The following is a 19,037-nucleotide window of genomic DNA, read 5'->3' on the forward strand; positions in this document are numbered from 1 at the left end:
GGCGGAACCATTGCTTGTAACCCATTTTATTATCAACCAGAAGCAGGCATACGAGACCACTATCGGTCGCGTGGGCTAGGCGATGAGTCTAAGAGACAGCCGGAGAGGCGCCGAAAGCGCGATAGCCGCCTTGCTATGAGAGTCGTACGCGTCTCGGCTGCCGGGCGATTCTGAAACCGCCGTAGGAAAAGCCTGCAAGTTGCGTCGGCCCGCTTTGCCAGGGCCATGATGGCGTTGGATCCTGGCTGAAGAACATTTCATGGGGCGGGGGCACGGCTGACAGCCTGGTGAAAGCCTCGCTCCGGTACTCTCGGTGGGTTTTGCAACTGAATGTTGCAGCGGTATTCACGCCAATAACAAAGGAGTACCCCGTGGAGCTATCCCACGTCGCCTGGCTGGCCCATGACAGCCGCTTGATCGTGTGCTGTGTGTTGGCCATCGCCAGCATCATCGTATTGATCAGTTGGACCCGGCTGCCGCCTTTCTTGTCGATCTTGGTGGGAACGTTCATCGCCGGTATCGGTGCCGGGTTGGCCCCGGAAGAAGTGGCCAAGGCCTTCAGCAAGGGCGCGGGCGGTATCCTCGGCGAGGCGGGGATCATCATTGCCCTGGGTGCCATGCTGGGTGCGCTGATGGCTGAAACCGGCGCCGCCGACCGCATTGCCAGCACCCTGCTGAAGTTAGGCAAGGGCCGCGCATTGCCGTGGGTGATGGCGCTGGTGGCGATGATCATCGGCTTGCCACTGTTCTTTGAAGTGGGCTTGGTGATGATGGTGCCGATCATCTTCGTGATGGCGCGCCAGTCGAACCAGCCGCTGTTGAAAATCGCCATTCCGGCGCTCGCCGGGATGACCACCCTGCATGCCTTGATGCCGCCCCACCCCGGCCCGCTGATCGCGGTGAGCGCGTTGCATGCAGACCTCGGCCTGACCATGCTGCTGGGGTTCACGCTTGCCGTGCCGGCGGTGATTCTGGCCGGCCCGGTCTACGGCCTATGGCTGTCACGGCGGCTGCAGGTGGCGGTGCCCGCCGAGCTGGGCGAACTGTTCAGCGCCAGGCCGCAGGCGGCACACCCGCCGGGCTTTGCCGTTTCGTTGGGGATTATCTTATTGCCGGTGGTGCTGATGTTGGGCAGCACCTTGGCCAAGGTTGCCCTGCCCGCCGAGAGCAACCTGGCGCTGGTGTTGAAGTTTCTCGGCGAGCCCTTGGTCGCATTGGGGCTGGCCGTGCTGGCGGCGGTGGTGCTGCTGGGCTGGGCCAACGGCATGGGGCGGGACCAAGTGGGGCATACGCTGCGCAAAAGCCTGGCGCCCATCGCGGCGCTGTTGCTCACCATTGGCGCCGGCGGTGGCCTGAAGCAAACCTTGCTCGAGGCGGGTGTAAGCCAAACCATCAGCAAAGTGGCCGAAGGCGCCCATATGCCCTACCTGCTGCTGGCCTGGTTGATCGCCGTGGCCCTGCGCCAGGCGACAGGTTCAGCCACCGTGGCCACCACCACCACGGCCGGCATCCTGGCCCCCATGATGGCCGGGCTGGCCGCCACCCAAAGCTCACTGGTGGCCCTGGCCATTGGTGCGGGCTCGGTGTTCTTCTGCCACGTGAACGACGCCGGCTTCTGGATGGTGCGTGAGTACTTCGGCCTGCAGCTTAAGCAAACGATCTGGGTATGGTCGGTGCTGCAGACGATTGTCTCGGTGGTGGGGTTGGTGGGGACGTTGCTGCTGTGGGCGTGGTTGACATGAGGAAGAGGCCCGTGGCGCAGTTTTTTTGCCGACAGGGTCGCCAGCGGGTTGAACTAAAGAAAAATCCGCCCAGGAATAATGGCCGGTGCTGGTGGTGCGCCGGTTGCCGTGTGCAACGCTAATCGCGTCACCGGCTACTGGGTTTCCGCCCGAGTGGTACGGGCCCATGATGGAGCGCCTAGAGGGCAACAAGCCGGTCAAAATCGCCATGGCCCGTGCCGATGGACAGGCCATCTTGGTGAGCCTGGATGACCTATGAGTCGAGACAATGGCACACCCGCTCGGCTGTAGTGTTCTTCAGGCGCTGGCCGCACCATTTTGGCGGTGCCTGTTGTGGCCAGGCGGCGTTGCCGCACGCCGCCTTACCCCGCTGCCGGCCGATACTGCAGCGCCTCTGCCACATGCTCACGGGCAATGGCCGCGTGCCCGTCGAGGTCGGCTAACGTGCGCGCCACCTTCAGCAACCGGTGTGCGGCCCGCAACGAAAGCGTAAGCCGCTCACACGCGGCTTCCAGCCACTGTTCGTCCGCCGGCCGTAATTGGCAGTGCTCCCGCAAACCCGGCAGGCCGAGAAACGCATTGGCGCAGCCCTGGCGGGCCAATTGCCGATCCCGCGCGGCGGCGACCCGTGCAGCAGCCGCGGCGGTGTTCTCGCCGCTGCCCAGGCGCGGGTTGAGGCTGGTGCTTTCGCGGGCTACGGTCAAATGCAGGTCGATACGGTCGAGCAGCGGGCCGGAAAGTTTGTTGCGGTAGCGTTCGATTTGGTCTGGCCCGCAGCGGCAGCGGCCAGTGGTGTCGCCCAGGTAACCGCAGGGGCAGGGGTTCATCGCTGCCACCAACTGGAAGCGCGCCGGAAAGCGGGTTTTATCCCGGGCGCGGGCGATGATGATTTCACCGGACTCCAGCGGCTCGCGCAGCACCTCCAGCACCTTGCGGTCGAATTCGGGCAACTCGTCGAGAAACAGTACGCCATGGTGGGCCAAGGTGATCTCCCCCGGCTGCGGCCGGCTGCCGCCGCCCACCAAGGCCGCCGCGGAGGCCGAATGGTGCGGGTGGCGAAACGGCCGCTGCGGCCAACTGCTCAATGGCACGTGGCTGGTGACCGACTGGATCGCCGCCACCTCCAGTGCCTCAGGCTCGCACAACGGCGGCAGCAGGCCGGGCAGGCGGCTGGCAAGCAGGGTTTTGCCGGTGCCCGGCGGGCCACTGAACAGCAGGTTGTGCGCACCCGCGGCGGCCACCACCAACGCGCGCTTGGCCGCTACCTGGCCCTGCACCTCGGCAAGGTCCGGGTACGGTTTGGCCACCAGCAGCAGGCCGTTGGCGCGAAATAGTGGCAGCGTTTGCTGTTCGTTGAAATGCGCCACCAGCTCCACCAAGTGCTCGCTGGCCAGTACCTTCAAGCCGCTGGCCAGCGACGCTTCTTCGGCGTTCTCCTTGGGCACTACCAGCATGCGCCCGGCATCGCGGGCCGCCAGTGCGGCGGGTAGCACCCCTTGCACCGGCCGGATCGCGCCGGACAGTGCCAGCTCGCCGAGGCATTCAATGCCTTCGAGCGCCTTCAAGGGAACCTGCCCGCTGCTGGCGAGGATGCCCAAGGCAATGGGCAGGTCGAAACGGCCGCCGTCTTTGGGCAAGTCGGCTGGGGCCAGGTTAAGGGTGATGCGCTGTGCCGGGAACGCCAGGCCGGAGTTCACGATGGCACTGCGCACGCGGTCTTTGCTTTCTTTTACCGAGGCTTCGGGTAGGCCGACCAGGGTCAGCGAGGGCAGGCCGTTGGCCAAATGCGCCTCGACCATTACGGCGGGCGCACCAACCCCGACCTGGGCGCGGCTGTAGGCGATGGCGAGGGGCATCCTTGGCTCCTTGGGGGGACGATCGTCGCCGAAGCATAGGAAGAATGCGTGCCGGGCGGCTTTGAAATGTATGTCTGGGTGTTATCAAAGCGTGAAATAGGGCGCTACCTGCGAGGCTTGCCCGCATTAGCCTAACGCCTGCGCCGAACCCGATGGCTGAGTGGAATTACAGACATCCACGGCGGTCAGCACAAGCACCTTGGCCACGGTTTCCATTTCGCTGATTACCACGTAGGCGCCTTCGGGGCCTGCAGCGGCAAATGCAGCGGTTGGGCCGTAGTTCACGGCGCTGATACCGGCCTTGCACAACCAGGCGGTGTCGCAGGCAGAGTAGGACGCTGGCAAGATCGCGCCAATTTGGGCTGGGGGCTTTCCGGTGATGATTTTGTAGCTGTTGGCCAGCGATTGCACGATGTCAGCGCCCTGCGCGACATCCACCGGCTCCATCACCAAGCGTCGGCGCCCTTTGATGAAGGCCGGTGGCGGCATTTCAATGGAAGAGACGAAGTCGGGGTCTTCGGCCTTGATCGCGTCCAATTCACGCTGCACGTCGGCCAATACGCTTTCCACGCTCTGGCCGGGGACGAAGTGCACATCGACAACGATCGTGCACATGTCCGGCACATACGGTGGTTCCGACAGGTAATGCTCGCCGCGCCCGCCGAGGATGCTGCCGACATTGAGCCGTGGCAATGCCGGCAGTGGCGGATAGGGCGCGGCAGTGAAGCTCATGTGTTCCAGGCGCTGTAGCACCAACGCCATTTTGTTCACGGCATGCACGGTGTTTTCGCGCTGGCTGAGGTGCCCGGACCGGCCGATCACGTGAATAGCAAAGTGCATGATGCCACTGTGAATCGTGGCAATGTTGTCGGCGCCAAAGGGTTCGGTGATCACCGCCATATCGGTGCGAAAACCACGTTCCATCAAGTGGTGCATGCCTTCGCCGCCTTGCGTTTCACCCACCACGAACGCCAGCACCAAGTCACCTGCCAGTGGCACACCACTGCGGCGTACGGCCTCGGCCGCTACCATGAAGGTGCCCAAGCCGCCTTTCATGTTTTGCGCGCCATGGCCGTACAAGCGGTCGCCTTCGACCCAACACGTCCAGGGGTCCCGCTCCCAGCCACGGGTCAGGGAGTTGATGTCCAGGTGGCCGTTGAACATCAGGCTACGCCCGCCGCCGGTGCCCTTGAGGGTGGCAATCACCTGCATGCGGCCGGGCTCGACTTCGTCGAGTTCCACATCGTAGCCACGCGCCTTGCACCATGCCGCGACATGCAATGCCAGCGGTGTTTCCTCACCCTTGAAACTCGGGATCGCTACCAGCTCACTCACAATGTCAATCAACTCGTCGCGGGTCACCCGCGCGAGAATGTCCTGGATGTTAGGCATCAAAGGCTCCTGTGCATGCACGTTGGGTCGCGTTCAAAGGTTGAAACCTTCAGCCAGCCGGTCCAGCAGGCGCTCGAGAAAAACATCGCAAGCGTGCAGTTGGCTAAGGGTCACGAATTCTTCTGGCTTGTGGGCCTGGTCGACGCTGCCGGGGCCACAAACAACCGTTGGCAGGCCTAACACGTTGCGAAACAGGCCGGCTTCGGTTCCGTAGGCGACCTTGCGGCTGCCCGGGTTGCCACACAGCGATTGCACGAAACCTACCGCCGGGTCGTTATCGTCGATGTCCAGGCCTGGGTATTCATTGTGAATATGAATGTTCACCGCGACTTGTTCGGCAAGCCGGCGATAAGGGCCGACGATGCGCGCGGCGTCGCCGGCCAGTGCATCGAGCATGGGCTTGGGGTCAACGGTGGGCAGGTTGCGAATCTCGAAGTCGATAACGCAGTCGCGGGGGATGATGTTGACGCTGGTCCCGCCTTGAATCCTCCCCAAATGCAAAGTGGAGTACGGCACATTGAACGTGGCGTCGCGATACGGAACTTGGCTGAAGCGCGCTTGTACCGATCGCGATGCGGCCACCATTTCAGCGGCCAAGTGAATGGCGTTGACGCCTTTTTCCGGCTCGCTGGAATGCCCCTCAAGGCCGGTGCAGCGGATCTGCCCCATGACCTTGCCTTTGTGGGCCGTCACTACACCCATGGTGGTGGGCTCGCCGACGATGCACAACAGCGGCCGCACTGGCATTTGCGCCAGGGCCGGCAACAACCGGCGTACGCCGACACAACCGATTTCTTCGTCGTGGCTGAATGCAAGAATCAGCGGGCGGCTCAGTTTCCGGGTACTGGCCAGTGCGGCACAGCGCAACGCGCAGGCGATAAACCCCTTCATGTCCACGGCGCCACGGCCAATCGCGCGGTCATCGGTGACGCGTAATACGAACGGGTCCGCCTGCCACGCCTGGCCTTCGCTGGGTACTACGTCCGTATGCCCAGACAGCACAACGCCAGCGGCGTCGGCGGGCCCAACTGTGGCATGGAAGTTGGCTTTTTTTCCGTCTTCGCTCAGTACCCGAGCACTGGCGATGCCGTAATCGGCGAGAAACTGCGCCATGTAGTCGATCAGGTTCAGGTTACTGGCCGGGCTGACAGTGGGAAACCCCACCAGGCTTCGCAAAATGGAAACGCTGTCGGGTACTGGAACGTCGCTAAGGCGCGCAGTCATGCTAGGTCCTCGGCCGGGGCGGCCGCCGGTTGCAGGGCGCGCGCCAAATACAGCGGCATGCGCGGCTCCCAGAGTGCCCAAAGGCCTTCGAGTTCGGTGATCGGGCACGCCTCGGTCCAGTCGATACGCAGGTCGGCGATGGGCCATGGTTGCTCATGCATTACTTTCAACCCGGCAGAATGCACTGCTTCGATTTCACCGCCGGCTTCAAGCCCGGCACGCATGGCTATCAGCAATCGATGGGCCAGATGGCCCTGGCTGGCGGTGAAGGCCTCAACCATGCGCTGCGCAATATCGCCGGCGGCCAGCCAGTTGCCCACCGCGGCGCAGTCGATGCCGATGGCCGACGCCGTGGCTTGCAGGCACAGCCCACCGGTGTGGGTTGCCGGGGCACCGAGCGGGCCGATGGCTGCCAATTGGCGGTAGGCCGGGTCACTCGCCGTGCGCGCCAGAATCTCTATGGCCTGCGTGGCGCTGGCACCGAGTGACATCAATTCAAGGCCACGCTCGCCCAGGCTCGGATCGGTGAAATTCTGCGTCAGCACCGCACCAATGCCCGCCCGGGCATAGGCACAGCGCGCCGCCACTGCCGGCGAGGATGAACAGACCGCGACACCCAGCATGCCGGTGCTGGCGCAGCGCGCTACAAGGCTAAAAGTCATTGCTCGTTTCCTCTCAAACGCCTTGAGCGCCATGAATGGCTGGCGACAATCGCGCGGCTTTCTCGACGATGGCTGCAGAGTTTTCCCAATCGAAATTGCGGTAAACCGCACCCGACTGGGCATACGGTGGGCTTTGGGCGAAAAGGTGAAAGGTCAGGCGATGGCCGGCGTAATCGGAGTTGAGTAAATCCCGCGCGAAGGCCAGCAAACGGCGGCGGTCGGCCGCCTGCCAATTGGCGTTCACCGAGTAGTACTTCTTCAGCCAATCGGCGGTTTCCGGGTCTTCGAAGGCCGCAGCAGAGGGCGTTACGCAAATCTGCCCGCCGCACAGCTCACGGGCCAGGTGCATCATCTGCGGCAACTGGGCGCAACCGAACATGCGGCCGGCGTAAACCAGCGACTGATTGTGCATGCACAGCCCGCTGGGGCTGGTCTGTGCCTCACTAATGGAGGCAGTCAGGTGCGCGTTGATGGTTTCCCGATAGCAGGCCAATTGGGTGAGTTTTTCCTGCACGGCCTGCTGCTTTTCCAGGCCGGTCTGTCGCACATTGAGCAACGCCGCGCCGACCAGCATGTCGGCATAGCGCTCGAGCCGTTGCAGGAAAGGGAAGGCTGCATAACGGTGCAAGGTATTGCGAATGAAGCCGGCGGCCGCCGTATGCTGGTTGAACAGCACGTTCTCCCACGGCACTAATACATCGTCATAGATGACCAGGGTGTCCACTTCATCAAAGCGGTTCGACAGCGGGTAGTCCTCCACCGAGCCACGCCCGGCGAAACCTGACCGGCAGATGAAACGCATATTGGGCGCGCTGAAGTCTGAAATGAACCCAACGGCATATTCCGACAGCTTGGCATCGCCCCAGTTGGCAATGGTCGGTTTGACGAAAGCCTGGTTGGCGTAGGCCGCAGCCGTTTCATACTTAGCGCCGCGCACAACGATCCCGGCATCGGTTTCCCGCACCACATGCAACAGCATGTCCGGGTCCTGATCTTGGGGGCGCTTGGAGCGGTCGCCCTTGGGGTCGGTGTTGGCCGATACGTGGAATACGTCTTGCTTGAGGATGCGCTGGATATGCGGCTCGATGTTGTCTGCGTAGTGCGCGTCGATGCCCTTGAGCACATCCAGGCCGTCATGCAGCGACCACATCTCGCCAATGGTTTCGTCGCCGACCCGTGATACCACGCCCCCGACGTCGTCGAGCACGGCATCCACAGCGCGGCGCTTGGCGCGCAAGTCATCCTGGGTCCAGGGCAGCGCCAGGCCCACCGGCACTTCATCACCGTCACGGTCACGGGTGACCATGGTGGCGCGGGTGGCCGCCTCATGCTGCATGTCATAGATGCGGCTACGCACATCGATCATCGGCTTGAATGCGGGGTGTTCAGTTACGTCGTTGACCCGTTCGCCATCAATCCAGATGCGTCGGCCATCGCGAATCGAATCCCGGTACTGCTCGCCCGTGCGCAACATAGGTGTTTATCCTTTTTTAGCGTTTAGCATTGAATTAGAAAGAGGCCGGCACACCGTAGCGGCGCCCGCAATAAAGCAGCGGTGGCTGGGGCTGGTGGTAGCACGCCGAAACCGTGCCGATCAGTATCAAATGGCTGCCCGCCTGCTGCGCCGATTCCAATTCGCAGACAAAGCTCGCGCAGGCGCCTTCCAGCCGTGGCGCCTGGTCTGCGTCGCTGACCCAGGCCGGGTCGCTGAAGTCATAAGCTGCGCCCGTGCGGGGCCGGCCGGCAAAGGCGTCAGCGAGGTGCGCCTGGGCGGCGTGCAAAAGGTTCAGCGTAAAACGCCCGTTGGCCTTCACCGCTTGGGCGCTGGGGCTGCTGGCGCGCACACAGACCAAGAGCATCGGCGGTTCGGCAGAGACCGAGGCCATCGAGCTGACCGTGACCCCAAAACGCCCGCCCGGGCCATCGGTGGCGACAATGCCGACACCGGTTACTGCGCCACCCATAGCGTTGATAAATGCGCCGATGTCGCAATAACTTGGGGTTAAAGTGCGGGAAAGTTGCTGTTTCATAAAGGTACCGGTGGCCCTGCTCGATGTCACTGGATGGTGCTGTGGCAACTGGCCTGGGTCAAACTCAAACAAACGAAGCCCCACTTTGGATTTTCCGATGCGGGTCAACGGCTCTTGAACATTCGCTCCAGCCCCATCATCCGGCTGAAGCCCAGCACCAACAGCACCGACAGAATCGACAAGAGGGTCGACATCACCGCCACCAGAGGGTCATCGACGTCGCGGATATGCTGGTAGGCGGCAATCGGCAGCGTGTTGCTGTGCAGATCCACCAAGAACACGTTCACCGAAAAGTTATCGATGACCTCGACGAAGACGAACACCGCGCCGGCCAGTAGCCCTGTACGCAACTGCGGCAAAGTGATGGCCCACCATGTGCGCAAAGGGCCATAGCCCAGATCCCGCGCGGCCTCTTCGGTCGCTGGGTCGACGCCCTGATAATTCGCCGCCAGGGCGCGTAAGCCGTAGGGAAAGCACACCACGATCATCGCTACGCTCATGCGCACCAGGCCGATGTCCTGATGCAGGATGCGGAACAGGCTGAGCAGTGCCACACCGGTGATCACGCCTGGCACGATCAATGGCGATAGCACCAGCGCATCAATCCACCGCTGGCCAGGGAAGCGGTAGCGCGCCAGTGCATGGGCAGTGGGCAGGGCCGCCAGCAGGCACAGCGGGGTCACCACCAATGCGAGGATCGCGCTGTTGATCAGCGCATCGTAGAACTTCTGCGCACGAAAGAACGCCATATACCACTGCAGGGACCATGCTTGAGGGGGAAACTGGAAGTAGCGCGATTCACCCACTGAGTACACGGCGGTGAAAACCACCGGCAACAACAGAAAGCTCAGTATCGCCACGCCGAACAGTAGCCACAGCGCCTTGCCCAGGTAATGCCTCATCAGCCGGCCCTCCGATAAACAGCCCGTGTCGCCCAGCGCTCGACGGCGAAGAACCCCCACAGAATCACCAACGCCACCAGCAGAAACAGCGACGACACGGCGGCCGCGAAGGGGAGGTCGAAGGCCACGAAGAGTTGGTCGTAGATGTAGTTGGAGATCAGCCGTACCCGGCCCCCGCCGAGCAGCAATGGAAAGGCGAACGCGCTGATGGCCAGGGAAAACGCCAGCGTCGCGCCGCCGACGATAGCGGGTAAGGTCAAGGGCACGGTGATTTGGAAAAACACCCGTAAGGCGCTGGCGCCCAAGTCCCTCGCTGATTCCTCGACCTGTGACGGCACCGCCCGAATGGCGCCGAATACCGTCAGCACGAAGTACGGCAGGGTGAAATGCAGCAGCGCGATGAAGACCCCGCTGACGTTGTAGATCAGCGCCAGTGGATGGTCTATCAGGCCAGTCCACATCAGCGCTTCGTTCACCAGGCCGCGCCTGCCCAGGAGAATCAACCAGCCATAGGCGCGGCTGATGCTGCCGCACAGAAAAGTCACCAGCAGCACGCCCAGTAAAAGGTTGCGCACCCAGGCCCAGCGCGTACGCGCAATCAAGTAGGCAAATGGGTAACCCGCAACGATCGTAGCCGCCGTCAGTGACAACGAAAAAACGACCGTCCAACCCAAAATCCTGAGCCCCGCCGGGTCGCTAAAAAAGCGCAGGTAATTGCCCAAGGTCAGCGGGGCGCTGTAACCCGGTGTGCCAGGGGCGCAGCTCAGCATCCCGACCGCCGCGAACACCAGAAACGCACCGAAAAAAATCGCCATCAAGGCCGCCGCGGGCAGCAGTAACACCCGTGCCCCGGCCTTCATGCGCTGAGCACTATGGCGTGGCGGCGGTCGATAGCGATGCCTACCCATTCACCGGGTTGCCAGGTCTGGTCCGCGCGGGGCATGACCACCTGCACGGTGGCCCAGCCCAGATCGACTTCGTATTGCAGGCGGCTGCCGATCAGGGTCGCGAACACCAGGGTGCCGACCAGGTCCACGTGTTCAGAAACGGGGTCCACAAGCCGTAGGGTTTCCGGCCTGAGGGCCAGGTGCGCGGGTTCGCCAGCGAGCATGCCACCGCCATGATTGAGTTCAATGCACTCACCATTTTCATGGCGAAACAGTAGCTTGCCTTCATGGTGGGCCACAGCACCCGGCAATAGGTTGGGAATCCCCATGAAACGGGCAACGAAGCATGTGGCAGGGCGGTCGTAAAGGTCGGCGGGTGCGGCAAATTGCTCGATGCGGCCGCCGTTCATCACCGCCACGAAATCTGAGAGGATAAAGGCTTCGTCCTGATCGTGAGTCACCACCAACATGGTGATGCCCAGTTGCCGCTGGAGCTTGCGCAGCTCCACTTGCATCTCTTCACGCAGGTGGCGATCCAATGCGCCGAAGGGCTCATCGAGCAGCAGAATTTGCGGCTCGATCACCAGGCAGCGGGCCAGGGCAACCCGCTGCTGCTGGCCCCCCGACAATTCGGCAGGATAACGCCCGGCAAATGACTCCATTCGAACCAGCGCCAGTGTAGCCTCGACCTTCGCCCGCAATTGCGCCGATGTTAGCTTACGCAGCTTCAGGCCAAAGGCGACGTTGTCGAACACCGACATGTGCGGGAACAGGGCGTAGCTCTGAAACACCATGGCCGTCGGACGATGCTCAGGCAGCAAAGCCGTCACGTCGCGGCCTTCGATGCTGATCGACCCGCTGTCAGGGCGGATGAACCCGGCAATCATGCGCAGCAAGGTGCTCTTGCCGCAGCCTGAGGGGCCCAGCAAGGTCAACAGCGAGCCGTTGGGCACCGCCAGCGAGACGTTGCCTACAGCAAGGTGCTCGCCATATTGCTTGCGCAGCCCCACCAGCTCCAAGGCCGGTGTCGCCAACGCCAGGGTCACCGGCTGATCTCTGCGTTGAAGCGTTCATTCCATTGTGCTACGTGGTCGTTGATCTTGGCTTCATCGAAGCTGACCTGATCTGACTCCTTGGGTAACACCGCCGCCAGTTCCGGTGCAGCCTTCACGTTGTGATTCACCGGACCCATGTTGTACAGCGTAGAGATCGTCGACTGCGATTCGGCCGACAGCACGAAGTCGATGAACTTGAGCGCCATGGCTTGCTTGGGCGTGTTCACCAACGTCATCACATCGAACATCACCGGCGCCGGTTTCGGGCTGACCACGGTCACATCGACACCTGCATCGCTCAACGGTTTTGCCTGGGACGGTGGGCCGATCAACACCGAAACTTCACCCTGGGCGAGGGCCCGGCGCGAATCGGAATCTGACCCATAGAACATGGCGATGTTGGGGCGCAATTGCTTCAGCGCGGTGAAGCCGGGATCGACATTATCAATGCTGCCACCATGGGTCAGCGCCGAAACCATCAGCATCCGCGCCTGATACGTCTGCACATCCGGCACCGCAAGGCTGTCTTTGAACTCCGGTTTCCACAGGTCGGCCCAGGCGGTGATCGGATGGGTAACCAAGGTGGGCCGGTAGATGATCGACAGCGGATAGTAATAGGCCGCGACCCAGGTCGGTGCCTTTGCACCGGGAATCAAGGCGCTAACGTTGCTCAGGGCCGCGTCGGGAATCGGCGCAAAGAGTTTTTTATCCGGGGTCACACGGGCCGCGAGGCTAGACGTCGAAAACCAGATATCGATCTTGGGCGCATCCTGCATCGACTGCAGCCGCGCATAGCCATCGGCGGAGCCCGACTGCGTCACCGGAACCACATGAATGCCGGTTTGCTTTTCGAATTTGTCGGCGACCACCTGCAACCCTTGCTCCCAGGTGGTGCCCCAGGCCATCACGGCGATTTCCTGCGAAGCGGCTTGGGTCATCGGGCTGGCGCTGAACAATGCGGCAGCCAGAGAAATCATCAGCGAGGCATTCAACTGCTTTTTCATATTCGATCCAAGGAAAGAAGGGAATGAGTCAGCAGTAGGGGAAGGTGCAAGCGGCCGGCCTTCGCACCACCGGCTCTCGTTAGCCTCGAGAGTCCGGCGGCGGGAATGTTGCGGGGCCGAGCATAACAGCCTGCAAAGCGCTGGAGACACCCAAGCGGAATCGAATTTTCCGCATTGCCAATTAGGATTTTTATTGTTTTAAATCCTGCTGGGTGCGGCCTATGGTGGCTCGCGCTGATGTGTACCGACCGAGGGCAAAAACGATGGCGACCTATTCTCTTCGGCAATTGCGCTATTTCGTGGCCACGGTCGAGAACGGTGGAGTGGCCCAGGCCGCGCGCCACATCAATATCTCCGAACCTTCGATTTCAGTGGCGATCAAGGACCTTGAGACGAGCTTCGGCATGAAACTGTTTCTGCGCCATCGTTCTTCGGGCCTGTCACCCACGGCGGTTGGCCGCCGATTTTATTTACACGCGGTCCACCTGCTGCGGCACTCACGAGAGTTCGAGCAAAAAGCGTACGGTGAAACCTGCCTGATCGCTGGCGAGATTTCCCTTGCCTGCTTCGACACCCTCGCCCCGCTGTACGCGCCGCACCTGATCGCCTCGTTCCAGCAACGTTTCCCCGACGTTTCCATTCGCCTGCATGTCGGTTCGCAGGAGCGGATCATCGAAGGGCTGCGCTCCGGTATTTATGACATCGCGATCTGCTACGTCCAGGGTTTGCCCAGCGTGATCGAGCATGTGGCGCTTCTGCCTGATCTGTTCGCCCATGCCGTGTTGCCCCAGGGCCACCGCCTGGCGGAGCACTCGGCCATTTCGTTGTCGATGCTGGCCAATGATCCGCTGGTGCTTTTGGATATCTGGCCCAGCAATGAATACTTCCTAAGCCTGTTCGAAAAGGCCGGGGTGTCTCCCCGAGTGGCCTACAAGGCACCTTCGCTGGATATGGTGAGAGGTTTGGTCGGCCATGGCCTGGGGATTTCGGTACTGGTCACTGAACCGGCCAACTCCCAGACGTTCGACGGCAAGGAAGTGGTGACAGTGCCCCTGAGCGACCGCATGACGCCGTCGCGCACCGTCATGGCCTGGCATGGAGCCAACGAACTGACGGGCCCAACCCGCGAATTCCTGCACCATTGCCAGCAGACCATCCGCACGCCGAAGCAGATCACCGAGCGTATGCATGCCCATGTAGCTCACCGTGGGCACGGCAAACACGACGGCCCCGATACCTTCATTGACGATAAGGCAGTGCTCAATGATAGCGACGCACTACGACCCTGAAGAATGGCAGTTGCGGGTGCAATTGGCGGCGACCTTCCGGATGGTTGCGCAATTGGATTGGCACGAAGGCGTGGCCAATCATTTCAGCGTGGCATTATCGGAAGACGGGCAGCGCTTCCTGCTTAATCCCAAGTGGCGCCACTTTGCTCGTATGCGTGCCAGTGATCTGTTGTCGCTCGATGCCCGCGACACTGAAGTGATGCACCGGCCCGATGCGCCAGACCCTACGGCATGGAGCATTCATGGCACGCTCCACGCACGGTTGCCACAGCTGCGTTGCCTATTGCACCTGCATACGCCCTACGCGACGGCGTTATCTTGTCTGGCTGACCCGCGCATCAAGGCAATCGACCAAACGACCGCTCGCTTCCATCGGCGGGTGGTCATCGATCAACACTACAACGGCATGGCCGATGCCGCCGACGAAGGCCTGCGCTTGTCCCGTTTGCTGGCCCAGCAACCGATACTGCTGATGGGCAACCACGGCGTGCTGGTTGCGGGGCAAAGCATTGCCGAAGCCTTCGATACGATCTACCACCTGGAGCGCGCCTGCCGGACCTTGACGCTCGCCTATGCGACCGGGCAACCATTGCGTGAATTGCCAGATGGCGTTGCCGAGCAAACCGCGCGGGATTGGGAGCGCTTCACCGAATCAGGGTTTGCGCATTTTGATGAAGCGCGCCACTTGCTTGGCGACCCGCTGGATTACGCCAGTTGAGTCGAGGACCCAGTTCAGTGCAAACAGTACGGGTCTGAGATAGAAAGGCGAAGCGCCGCCCTGGCCCAAACATTGCGCGCACACCCGGCAGCGAAAGCATGCTCCATTAAAAATGCAGGCTTAATGGCCGTCGGCGCTTGGGCGTTTTACATGTATATACAGCTCCCGAAAAGGCTCAGTAAACTGAACAGCAATAGCTATTCACCTGTTCGGGAGCGTGGGATGTCGTCGCAAAGCAGGGTTGCAAAAGGCTTGACGCCGCAGTGGGATGCGCCGCCGGCGCCCCAATACGAGCGGGTGAAGCAGATGATCACGGCGCAAATCGCCAGTGGTGCTTGGGCGGTACACCAGCGGGTCCCGTCCGAGAGCGAGCTGGTAGCGCAACTGGGCTTAAGCCGGATGACCATCAACCGTGCGTTGCGCGAGCTTACCGCCGAAGGCCTGTTGGTTCGAATGCAAGGTGTGGGCACCTTTGTCGCTGAAGCCAAAGGGCAAACCGCGCTCTTCGAAATCCACAACATCGCCGATGAGATTGCCGCCCGTGGGCATATACACCGCGCGCAGGTGATGGCGCTGGATACGCTTGCGGCGCCGCCAGAGGTGGCTGCAGCATTGTCGGTAGCTGAAGGTTTCCACGTTTACCACTCGCTGCTGGTGCACTTCGAAAACGACTTGCCGGTGCAAATCGAAGACCGGTTCGTTCACCCCACGTTCGCGCCAGATTACCTGAAGCAGAATTTCAAGCGGGAAACGCCCTACGTCTATCTGATGCAGCTGTCGCCTGTGACCGAAGCTAAACATGTTGTAGAGGCGATTCTCGCCGAGCCTTACGAAGCTAAGGTATTGAAAGTCAAACGTAGCGAGCCTTGCTTGCTGATCAAGCGCACGACTTGGTCGGGAAAACAGCCAGCTACTTTTGCCCGCCTGCTTTACCCTGGTAGCCGCTATAGATTGGAGGGCGTTTTCGGTTCCTGAGGGTTGCGGGCCGCCGCCTGCGCCCGCCTGGGCCGTCAGGGGTAGTGCTCGCCACGGTGCAAATTCAACGTACGCCTCATTGCATGATGGGCCACTCGCATGGTCTTTTGTCGATAGCGGCCACTGGTGGCTCTGTGCCGTAGAAGGCGCCCATTCGGTCGAACAGTTGATCCTCATTGAGCTCATCCAAGCGGCTGCTACCCAATAGGATCATGGTTCGTTTCAACTCTTCGGCCAGAATACACAACGCTTTTGCAGCCCCCTGCTGGCCCGCGGCCGCTACGCCATATAGCGTCGGGCGCCCCACCAGCACGGCGTCCGCACCTAAGGCAAGTGCTTTGGCCACATCGGTGCCCCTGCGCACACCGCTGTCGAACAGAATCTGCATCTTGCCTTTTACCGCTGAACGGATGCCCGCCAGGGCCCGAATCGAGGAAGGGCTGCCATCGAGTTGCCGCCCGCCATGGTTGGTCACCACGATACCGTCAAGCCCGAGGGCTAACGCGCGCTCTGCATCGCCCGGGTGCAGCACGCCTTTAAGCACCAGGTTCCCGGGCCATCGATCGCGCAGCTTCGCCAACGCATTCCAGTCCAATGTGGCGTCCATCGCCTGGCCGATAAAGTGCGCCGCCCCGGCGGCGGTCCTGGCGTGGGCAGGCAGGTAAGGGTTCAGGTTGCCAAGGCTCGGCATACCCGACGGCCACAAAGCCCGCCGTATCCAGGCGGGGTGCCGGAGCACGTCCAGTTTATTTCGCAGCGACAATTGCCGCGGGCGGATGAAATTGCGCTTGTCCCACTCTCGGTTGCCAAGCGTTACCGCATCACTGGTTAACAGCAGCGTGGAAACTTGCAGGCTTTGCGCGCGCTTGAGCAGGTCTTCTTGAATCGCTGGGTCGTTAAGGCAGTAAAGCTGGAACCAGAGGTTAACCCCCGGTACGTGTGCTACTACCTCTTCCATTGAGCTGGTTGATACCGTGCTCATGCAGAAGGGTATACCCGCCTCGGTCGCGGCCCGGGCCAAATGAATATCGGCATTGCGATACAGCATGGCGTTATAGCCGGTAGGCGCGATCGCCATAGGCATAGCGGTTGCCTGGCCAAACAACCGAGTCTCAAGGGCCGGTGCATCTATTCCGCGCAAGGTTCTGGGCAACAGCCCAAGGCGGTCGAAGTCGCGCCGGTTATCCGCCAGGGTCAGTTCGGCCTCTGCGCCACCGGCCAAGTATTCCCACGCGAAATAGGGCAAGCAACGCTTTGCGATCCACGCCAGTTCTTCAATGGTATGCACCCGGGAAAGGTCGCGCCCTTGGTAGAAACGTCTCATGCACCATGGCTCCACGCGGTTGGAAGGCCCGCTGCTTTGCTACGCAGCTACGGCTACGGCTTAAGCGTAAAGGCTTTGTACGCAGACCCAGCGGGTGAACGCGCCGCTTTCAACCCAGTTGCGGGCGACGACGATATCCGGGGCGAAATAGCGGTCCTCGTCGTAGGTAGCCACTTCGCTGCGAATCATCGCCATCACTTCGGCCAGCTTCTTGGTGGTGTTGAGCGGTGCATGAAAATCGATGCCCTGGGCCGCGGCAAGCGCCTCGATGGCGACCACTGCAGCACTGTTACCGGCCATGTCTTCAAGGCGCCGGGCGGCAAACGTTGCCATCGATACGTGGTCTTCCTGGTTTGCCGAGGTCGGCAGGCTGTCCACCGAGGCCGGGTGGGCCAGCGTCTTGTTTTCCGAGGCCAGCGCCGCGGTGGTTACCTGGGCGATCATGAAGCCCGAATTAAGGCCGCCTTCTTTCACCAGGAATGCCGGCAAGCCGGACAGGGCAGGGTCTACCAGTTGCGCCATACGCCGCTCGGAGAGCGCGCCTATTTCCGCAATGGCCAAGGCGAGGGTATCGGCCGCCATGGCGACGGGCTCTGCATGGAAGTTACCGCCCGACAACACGTCACCGTCGGCGGAGAACACCAGCGGGTTGTCCGACACCGCGTTGGCCTCACGCAAGAAAATATCGGCGGCGAAACGGATATGGTCCAGGCAAGCGCCCATGACTTGCGGTTGGCAGCGTAAGGAGTAAGGGTCTTGTACCCGCGTGCAAAGCTCGTGGGAATTGTGTATTTCGCTTTCGTCCAGCAACGACCGATATAGCCCGGCCACCAACGCCTGGCCCACTTGGCCGCGCACGGCCTGGATACGGGGGTCGAAGGGCACATAAGAGCCTTTCAGCGCCTCCACCGTCATGCTGCCGGCCACAACGGCGGCGCTGAACAGCTTCTCGGTGGCGAACAGGCCGCGCAAAGCCAGGGCTGTTGACACCTGGGTGCCGTTGATCAGCGCCAACCCTTCTTTTGGCCCCAGCTCCAAGGGCTTGAGCCCGGCCATCGCAAGGCCCTCGACGGCAGGCATTTCGCGGCCTGCACAGCGCACCGTACCCACACCGATAAGCGCACACGACATGTGCGCGAGAGGGGCGAGGTCACCGGAGGCGCCCACCGACCCTTTCGACGGTATGCATGGAAATACCTTGGCGTTGTACAGCTTGGTCAGCGCATCGATCACCTCGAAGGACACGCCGGAATAGCCACGGGCCAGCGAGGCGACCTTCAGTGCCATGACCAGCCCCACGGTCGCATCATCCAAAATAGGGCCCGTACCCGTACTGTGAGAGAGCAACAGGTTACGCTGCAGCTTGGTCAGCGACTGCGTCGGAATGGATGTGCGCGCTAGCAGCCCGAACCCGGTGTTAATGCCATAAACGGTACGCTCGTTCGCAATGATCTCGGCCACGGTGCGAATGCTGCGCCGGATGTCGGCATGGCAGGCAGGGTCCAGCTCAATAGGCGCTTGCTCGGTGAAGAGGGTACGCAGTTGAGCGAGGGTAAGGTGGCCCGGTTTCAGGAGCAGAGCTTGCGTCATTACGATGTACCTTAAAATGGCCCAGGTCAGGTGTGCATGTATATACAGGATAAGCAATATATAGACCAAACGCGGGCCGTGCCATTCCCGCCTGTACTTATAAGCCTTTAAGGTGAAAGCGACAGGGCGCTCGCGCGTAAGGTGTTACCAATCCCTGCACTCCGATCGCACAGGGCGTTACGTACGCGGCCCTATTTTGAGGCGATTTCCCCGCGCAAACGGCTTGCCTGGCGGCCCTAGCAGGTCAGCCCGCCTAGCAGGGGGCCCCGGGTGAACAGGGCGCTGGAGGTTTTCCACAGCAACAAGGCGATCAGGCACGCTGCGTGCTTACATGTATATACGTGTTAAGGCTAGGCAGCCTCTTCTCGGTGGCTTGGGGCGCCCTGC

Annotated in this window: 16 protein-coding genes; 4 read left to right on the forward strand and 12 right to left on the reverse strand. The window is 61.6% G+C overall.

From position 1 onward, the window contains the following. Positions 1–371: 371 nt before the first annotated feature. On the forward strand, positions 372–1,742 hold the full coding sequence (locus HAQ05_RS14285; protein ID WP_190421685.1) for a GntT/GntP/DsdX family permease: 1,371 nt from the start codon (positions 372–374) through the stop codon (positions 1,740–1,742). 362 nt (positions 1,743–2,104) lie between these two features. On the opposite strand, the gene HAQ05_RS14290 is transcribed toward HAQ05_RS14285, so the two are convergent. The 10 genes from HAQ05_RS14290 to HAQ05_RS14335 form a co-directional block, all read right to left on the reverse strand. Then, a complete protein-coding gene (locus tag HAQ05_RS14290; RefSeq protein ID WP_190421687.1) occupies positions 2,105–3,598 on the reverse strand; it encodes a YifB family Mg chelatase-like AAA ATPase in 1,494 nt (497 codons plus the stop codon). 126 nt (positions 3,599–3,724) lie between these two features. Next, positions 3,725–4,990, reverse strand: coding sequence for a M20 family metallopeptidase (locus tag HAQ05_RS14295; protein WP_190421689.1), 1,266 nt, complete (start codon positions 4,988–4,990; stop codon positions 3,725–3,727). Between the two features lie 33 nt (positions 4,991–5,023). Then, positions 5,024–6,214: an acetylornithine deacetylase gene (gene argE / locus HAQ05_RS14300; RefSeq protein ID WP_190421691.1), complete on the reverse strand. Its 1,191-nt coding sequence runs from the start codon at positions 6,212–6,214 to the stop codon at positions 5,024–5,026. After that, entirely contained in the window at positions 6,211–6,876 is a 666-nt protein-coding gene (locus tag HAQ05_RS14305) for a DUF1028 domain-containing protein (protein WP_190421693.1), read from the reverse strand. The genes argE and HAQ05_RS14305 overlap by 4 nt, the downstream gene beginning before the upstream one ends. Positions 6,877–6,889: 13 nt before the next feature. Next, positions 6,890–8,350, reverse strand: a complete 1,461-nt coding sequence (locus HAQ05_RS14310) for a 4-hydroxyphenylacetate 3-hydroxylase family protein (RefSeq protein ID WP_190421695.1) — start codon at positions 8,348–8,350, stop codon at positions 6,890–6,892. A gap of 34 nt (positions 8,351–8,384) precedes the next feature. Beyond that, positions 8,385–8,906, reverse strand: a complete 522-nt coding sequence (locus tag HAQ05_RS14315; RefSeq protein WP_190421697.1) for a flavin reductase family protein — start codon at positions 8,904–8,906, stop codon at positions 8,385–8,387. 104 nt (positions 8,907–9,010) lie between these two features. After that, a complete protein-coding gene (locus tag HAQ05_RS14320; protein WP_190421699.1) occupies positions 9,011–9,808 on the reverse strand; it encodes an ABC transporter permease in 798 nt (265 codons plus the stop codon). Beyond that, positions 9,808–10,668, reverse strand: coding sequence for an ABC transporter permease (locus tag HAQ05_RS14325; RefSeq protein ID WP_190421701.1), 861 nt, complete (start codon positions 10,666–10,668; stop codon positions 9,808–9,810). The genes HAQ05_RS14320 and HAQ05_RS14325 overlap by 1 nt, the downstream gene beginning before the upstream one ends. Beyond that, positions 10,665–11,741, reverse strand: coding sequence for an ATP-binding cassette domain-containing protein (locus HAQ05_RS14330; protein ID WP_202988084.1), 1,077 nt, complete (start codon positions 11,739–11,741; stop codon positions 10,665–10,667). Before HAQ05_RS14330 ends, HAQ05_RS14325 begins: the two co-directional genes overlap by 4 nt. Beyond that, entirely contained in the window at positions 11,738–12,754 is a 1,017-nt protein-coding gene (locus tag HAQ05_RS14335) for an ABC transporter substrate-binding protein (protein ID WP_190421703.1), read from the reverse strand. Before HAQ05_RS14335 ends, HAQ05_RS14330 begins: the two co-directional genes overlap by 4 nt. Positions 12,755–13,017: 263 nt before the next feature. Between HAQ05_RS14335 and HAQ05_RS14340 the strand changes: the two genes are divergently transcribed. From HAQ05_RS14340 to hutC, 3 genes are all read left to right on the forward strand, one after another. Further along, a complete protein-coding gene (locus HAQ05_RS14340) occupies positions 13,018–14,043 on the forward strand; it encodes a LysR substrate-binding domain-containing protein (RefSeq protein WP_190421705.1) in 1,026 nt (341 codons plus the stop codon). Next, positions 14,018–14,761, forward strand: a complete 744-nt coding sequence (locus HAQ05_RS14345; protein WP_190421707.1) for a class II aldolase/adducin family protein — start codon at positions 14,018–14,020, stop codon at positions 14,759–14,761. Before HAQ05_RS14340 ends, HAQ05_RS14345 begins: the two co-directional genes overlap by 26 nt. 222 nt (positions 14,762–14,983) lie before the next feature. Then, the gene (hutC, locus tag HAQ05_RS14350; protein WP_190421907.1) at positions 14,984–15,736 is read left to right on the forward strand and encodes a histidine utilization repressor; all 753 of its coding nucleotides are present in this window, start codon (positions 14,984–14,986) and stop codon (positions 15,734–15,736) included. Between the two features lie 76 nt (positions 15,737–15,812). Here the strand turns inward: hutC and HAQ05_RS14355 are convergent, their stop codons facing one another. After that, positions 15,813–17,060 carry an alpha-hydroxy acid oxidase gene (locus HAQ05_RS14355; RefSeq protein WP_190421709.1) on the reverse strand — a complete coding sequence of 416 codons (1,248 nt, stop codon included), beginning with the start codon at positions 17,058–17,060 and terminating at the stop codon, positions 15,813–15,815. A 60-nt stretch (positions 17,061–17,120) separates the two neighbouring features. Beyond that, the gene (gene hutH, locus HAQ05_RS14360; protein ID WP_190421711.1) at positions 17,121–18,650 is read right to left on the reverse strand and encodes a histidine ammonia-lyase; all 1,530 of its coding nucleotides are present in this window, start codon (positions 18,648–18,650) and stop codon (positions 17,121–17,123) included. Between the last annotated feature and the right edge of the window lie 387 nt (positions 18,651–19,037).

The sequence above is a fragment of the Pseudomonas typographi genome (assembly GCF_014694385.1).
Classification (GTDB): domain Bacteria; phylum Pseudomonadota; class Gammaproteobacteria; order Pseudomonadales; family Pseudomonadaceae; genus Aquipseudomonas; species Aquipseudomonas typographi.

What these genes read in the sequence shown, in the direction of transcription:
- HAQ05_RS14320 (WP_190421699.1), bottom strand. Translation starts at nt 9,808, where the DNA reads ATGAGGCATTACCTGGGCAAGGCGCTGTGGCTACTGTTCGGCGTGGCG.
- HAQ05_RS14305 (WP_190421693.1), bottom strand. Translation starts at nt 6,876, where the DNA reads ATGACTTTTAGCCTTGTAGCGCGCTGCGCCAGCACCGGCATGCTGGGT.
- HAQ05_RS14355 (WP_190421709.1), bottom strand. Translation starts at nt 17,060, where the DNA reads ATGAGACGTTTCTACCAAGGGCGCGACCTTTCCCGGGTGCATACCATT.
- hutC (WP_190421907.1), top strand. Translation starts at nt 14,984, where the DNA reads ATGTCGTCGCAAAGCAGGGTTGCAAAAGGCTTGACGCCGCAGTGGGAT.
- HAQ05_RS14315 (WP_190421697.1), bottom strand. Translation starts at nt 8,906, where the DNA reads ATGAAACAGCAACTTTCCCGCACTTTAACCCCAAGTTATTGCGACATC.
- HAQ05_RS14310 (WP_190421695.1), bottom strand. Translation starts at nt 8,350, where the DNA reads ATGTTGCGCACGGGCGAGCAGTACCGGGATTCGATTCGCGATGGCCGA.
- HAQ05_RS14340 (WP_190421705.1), top strand. Translation starts at nt 13,018, where the DNA reads ATGGCGACCTATTCTCTTCGGCAATTGCGCTATTTCGTGGCCACGGTC.
- HAQ05_RS14290 (WP_190421687.1), bottom strand. Translation starts at nt 3,598, where the DNA reads ATGCCCCTCGCCATCGCCTACAGCCGCGCCCAGGTCGGGGTTGGTGCG.
- HAQ05_RS14335 (WP_190421703.1), bottom strand. Translation starts at nt 12,754, where the DNA reads ATGAAAAAGCAGTTGAATGCCTCGCTGATGATTTCTCTGGCTGCCGCA.
- argE (WP_190421691.1), bottom strand. Translation starts at nt 6,214, where the DNA reads ATGACTGCGCGCCTTAGCGACGTTCCAGTACCCGACAGCGTTTCCATT.
- hutH (WP_190421711.1), bottom strand. Translation starts at nt 18,650, where the DNA reads ATGACGCAAGCTCTGCTCCTGAAACCGGGCCACCTTACCCTCGCTCAA.
- HAQ05_RS14295 (WP_190421689.1), bottom strand. Translation starts at nt 4,990, where the DNA reads ATGCCTAACATCCAGGACATTCTCGCGCGGGTGACCCGCGACGAGTTG.
- HAQ05_RS14325 (WP_190421701.1), bottom strand. Translation starts at nt 10,668, where the DNA reads ATGAAGGCCGGGGCACGGGTGTTACTGCTGCCCGCGGCGGCCTTGATG.
- HAQ05_RS14345 (WP_190421707.1), top strand. Translation starts at nt 14,018, where the DNA reads ATGATAGCGACGCACTACGACCCTGAAGAATGGCAGTTGCGGGTGCAA.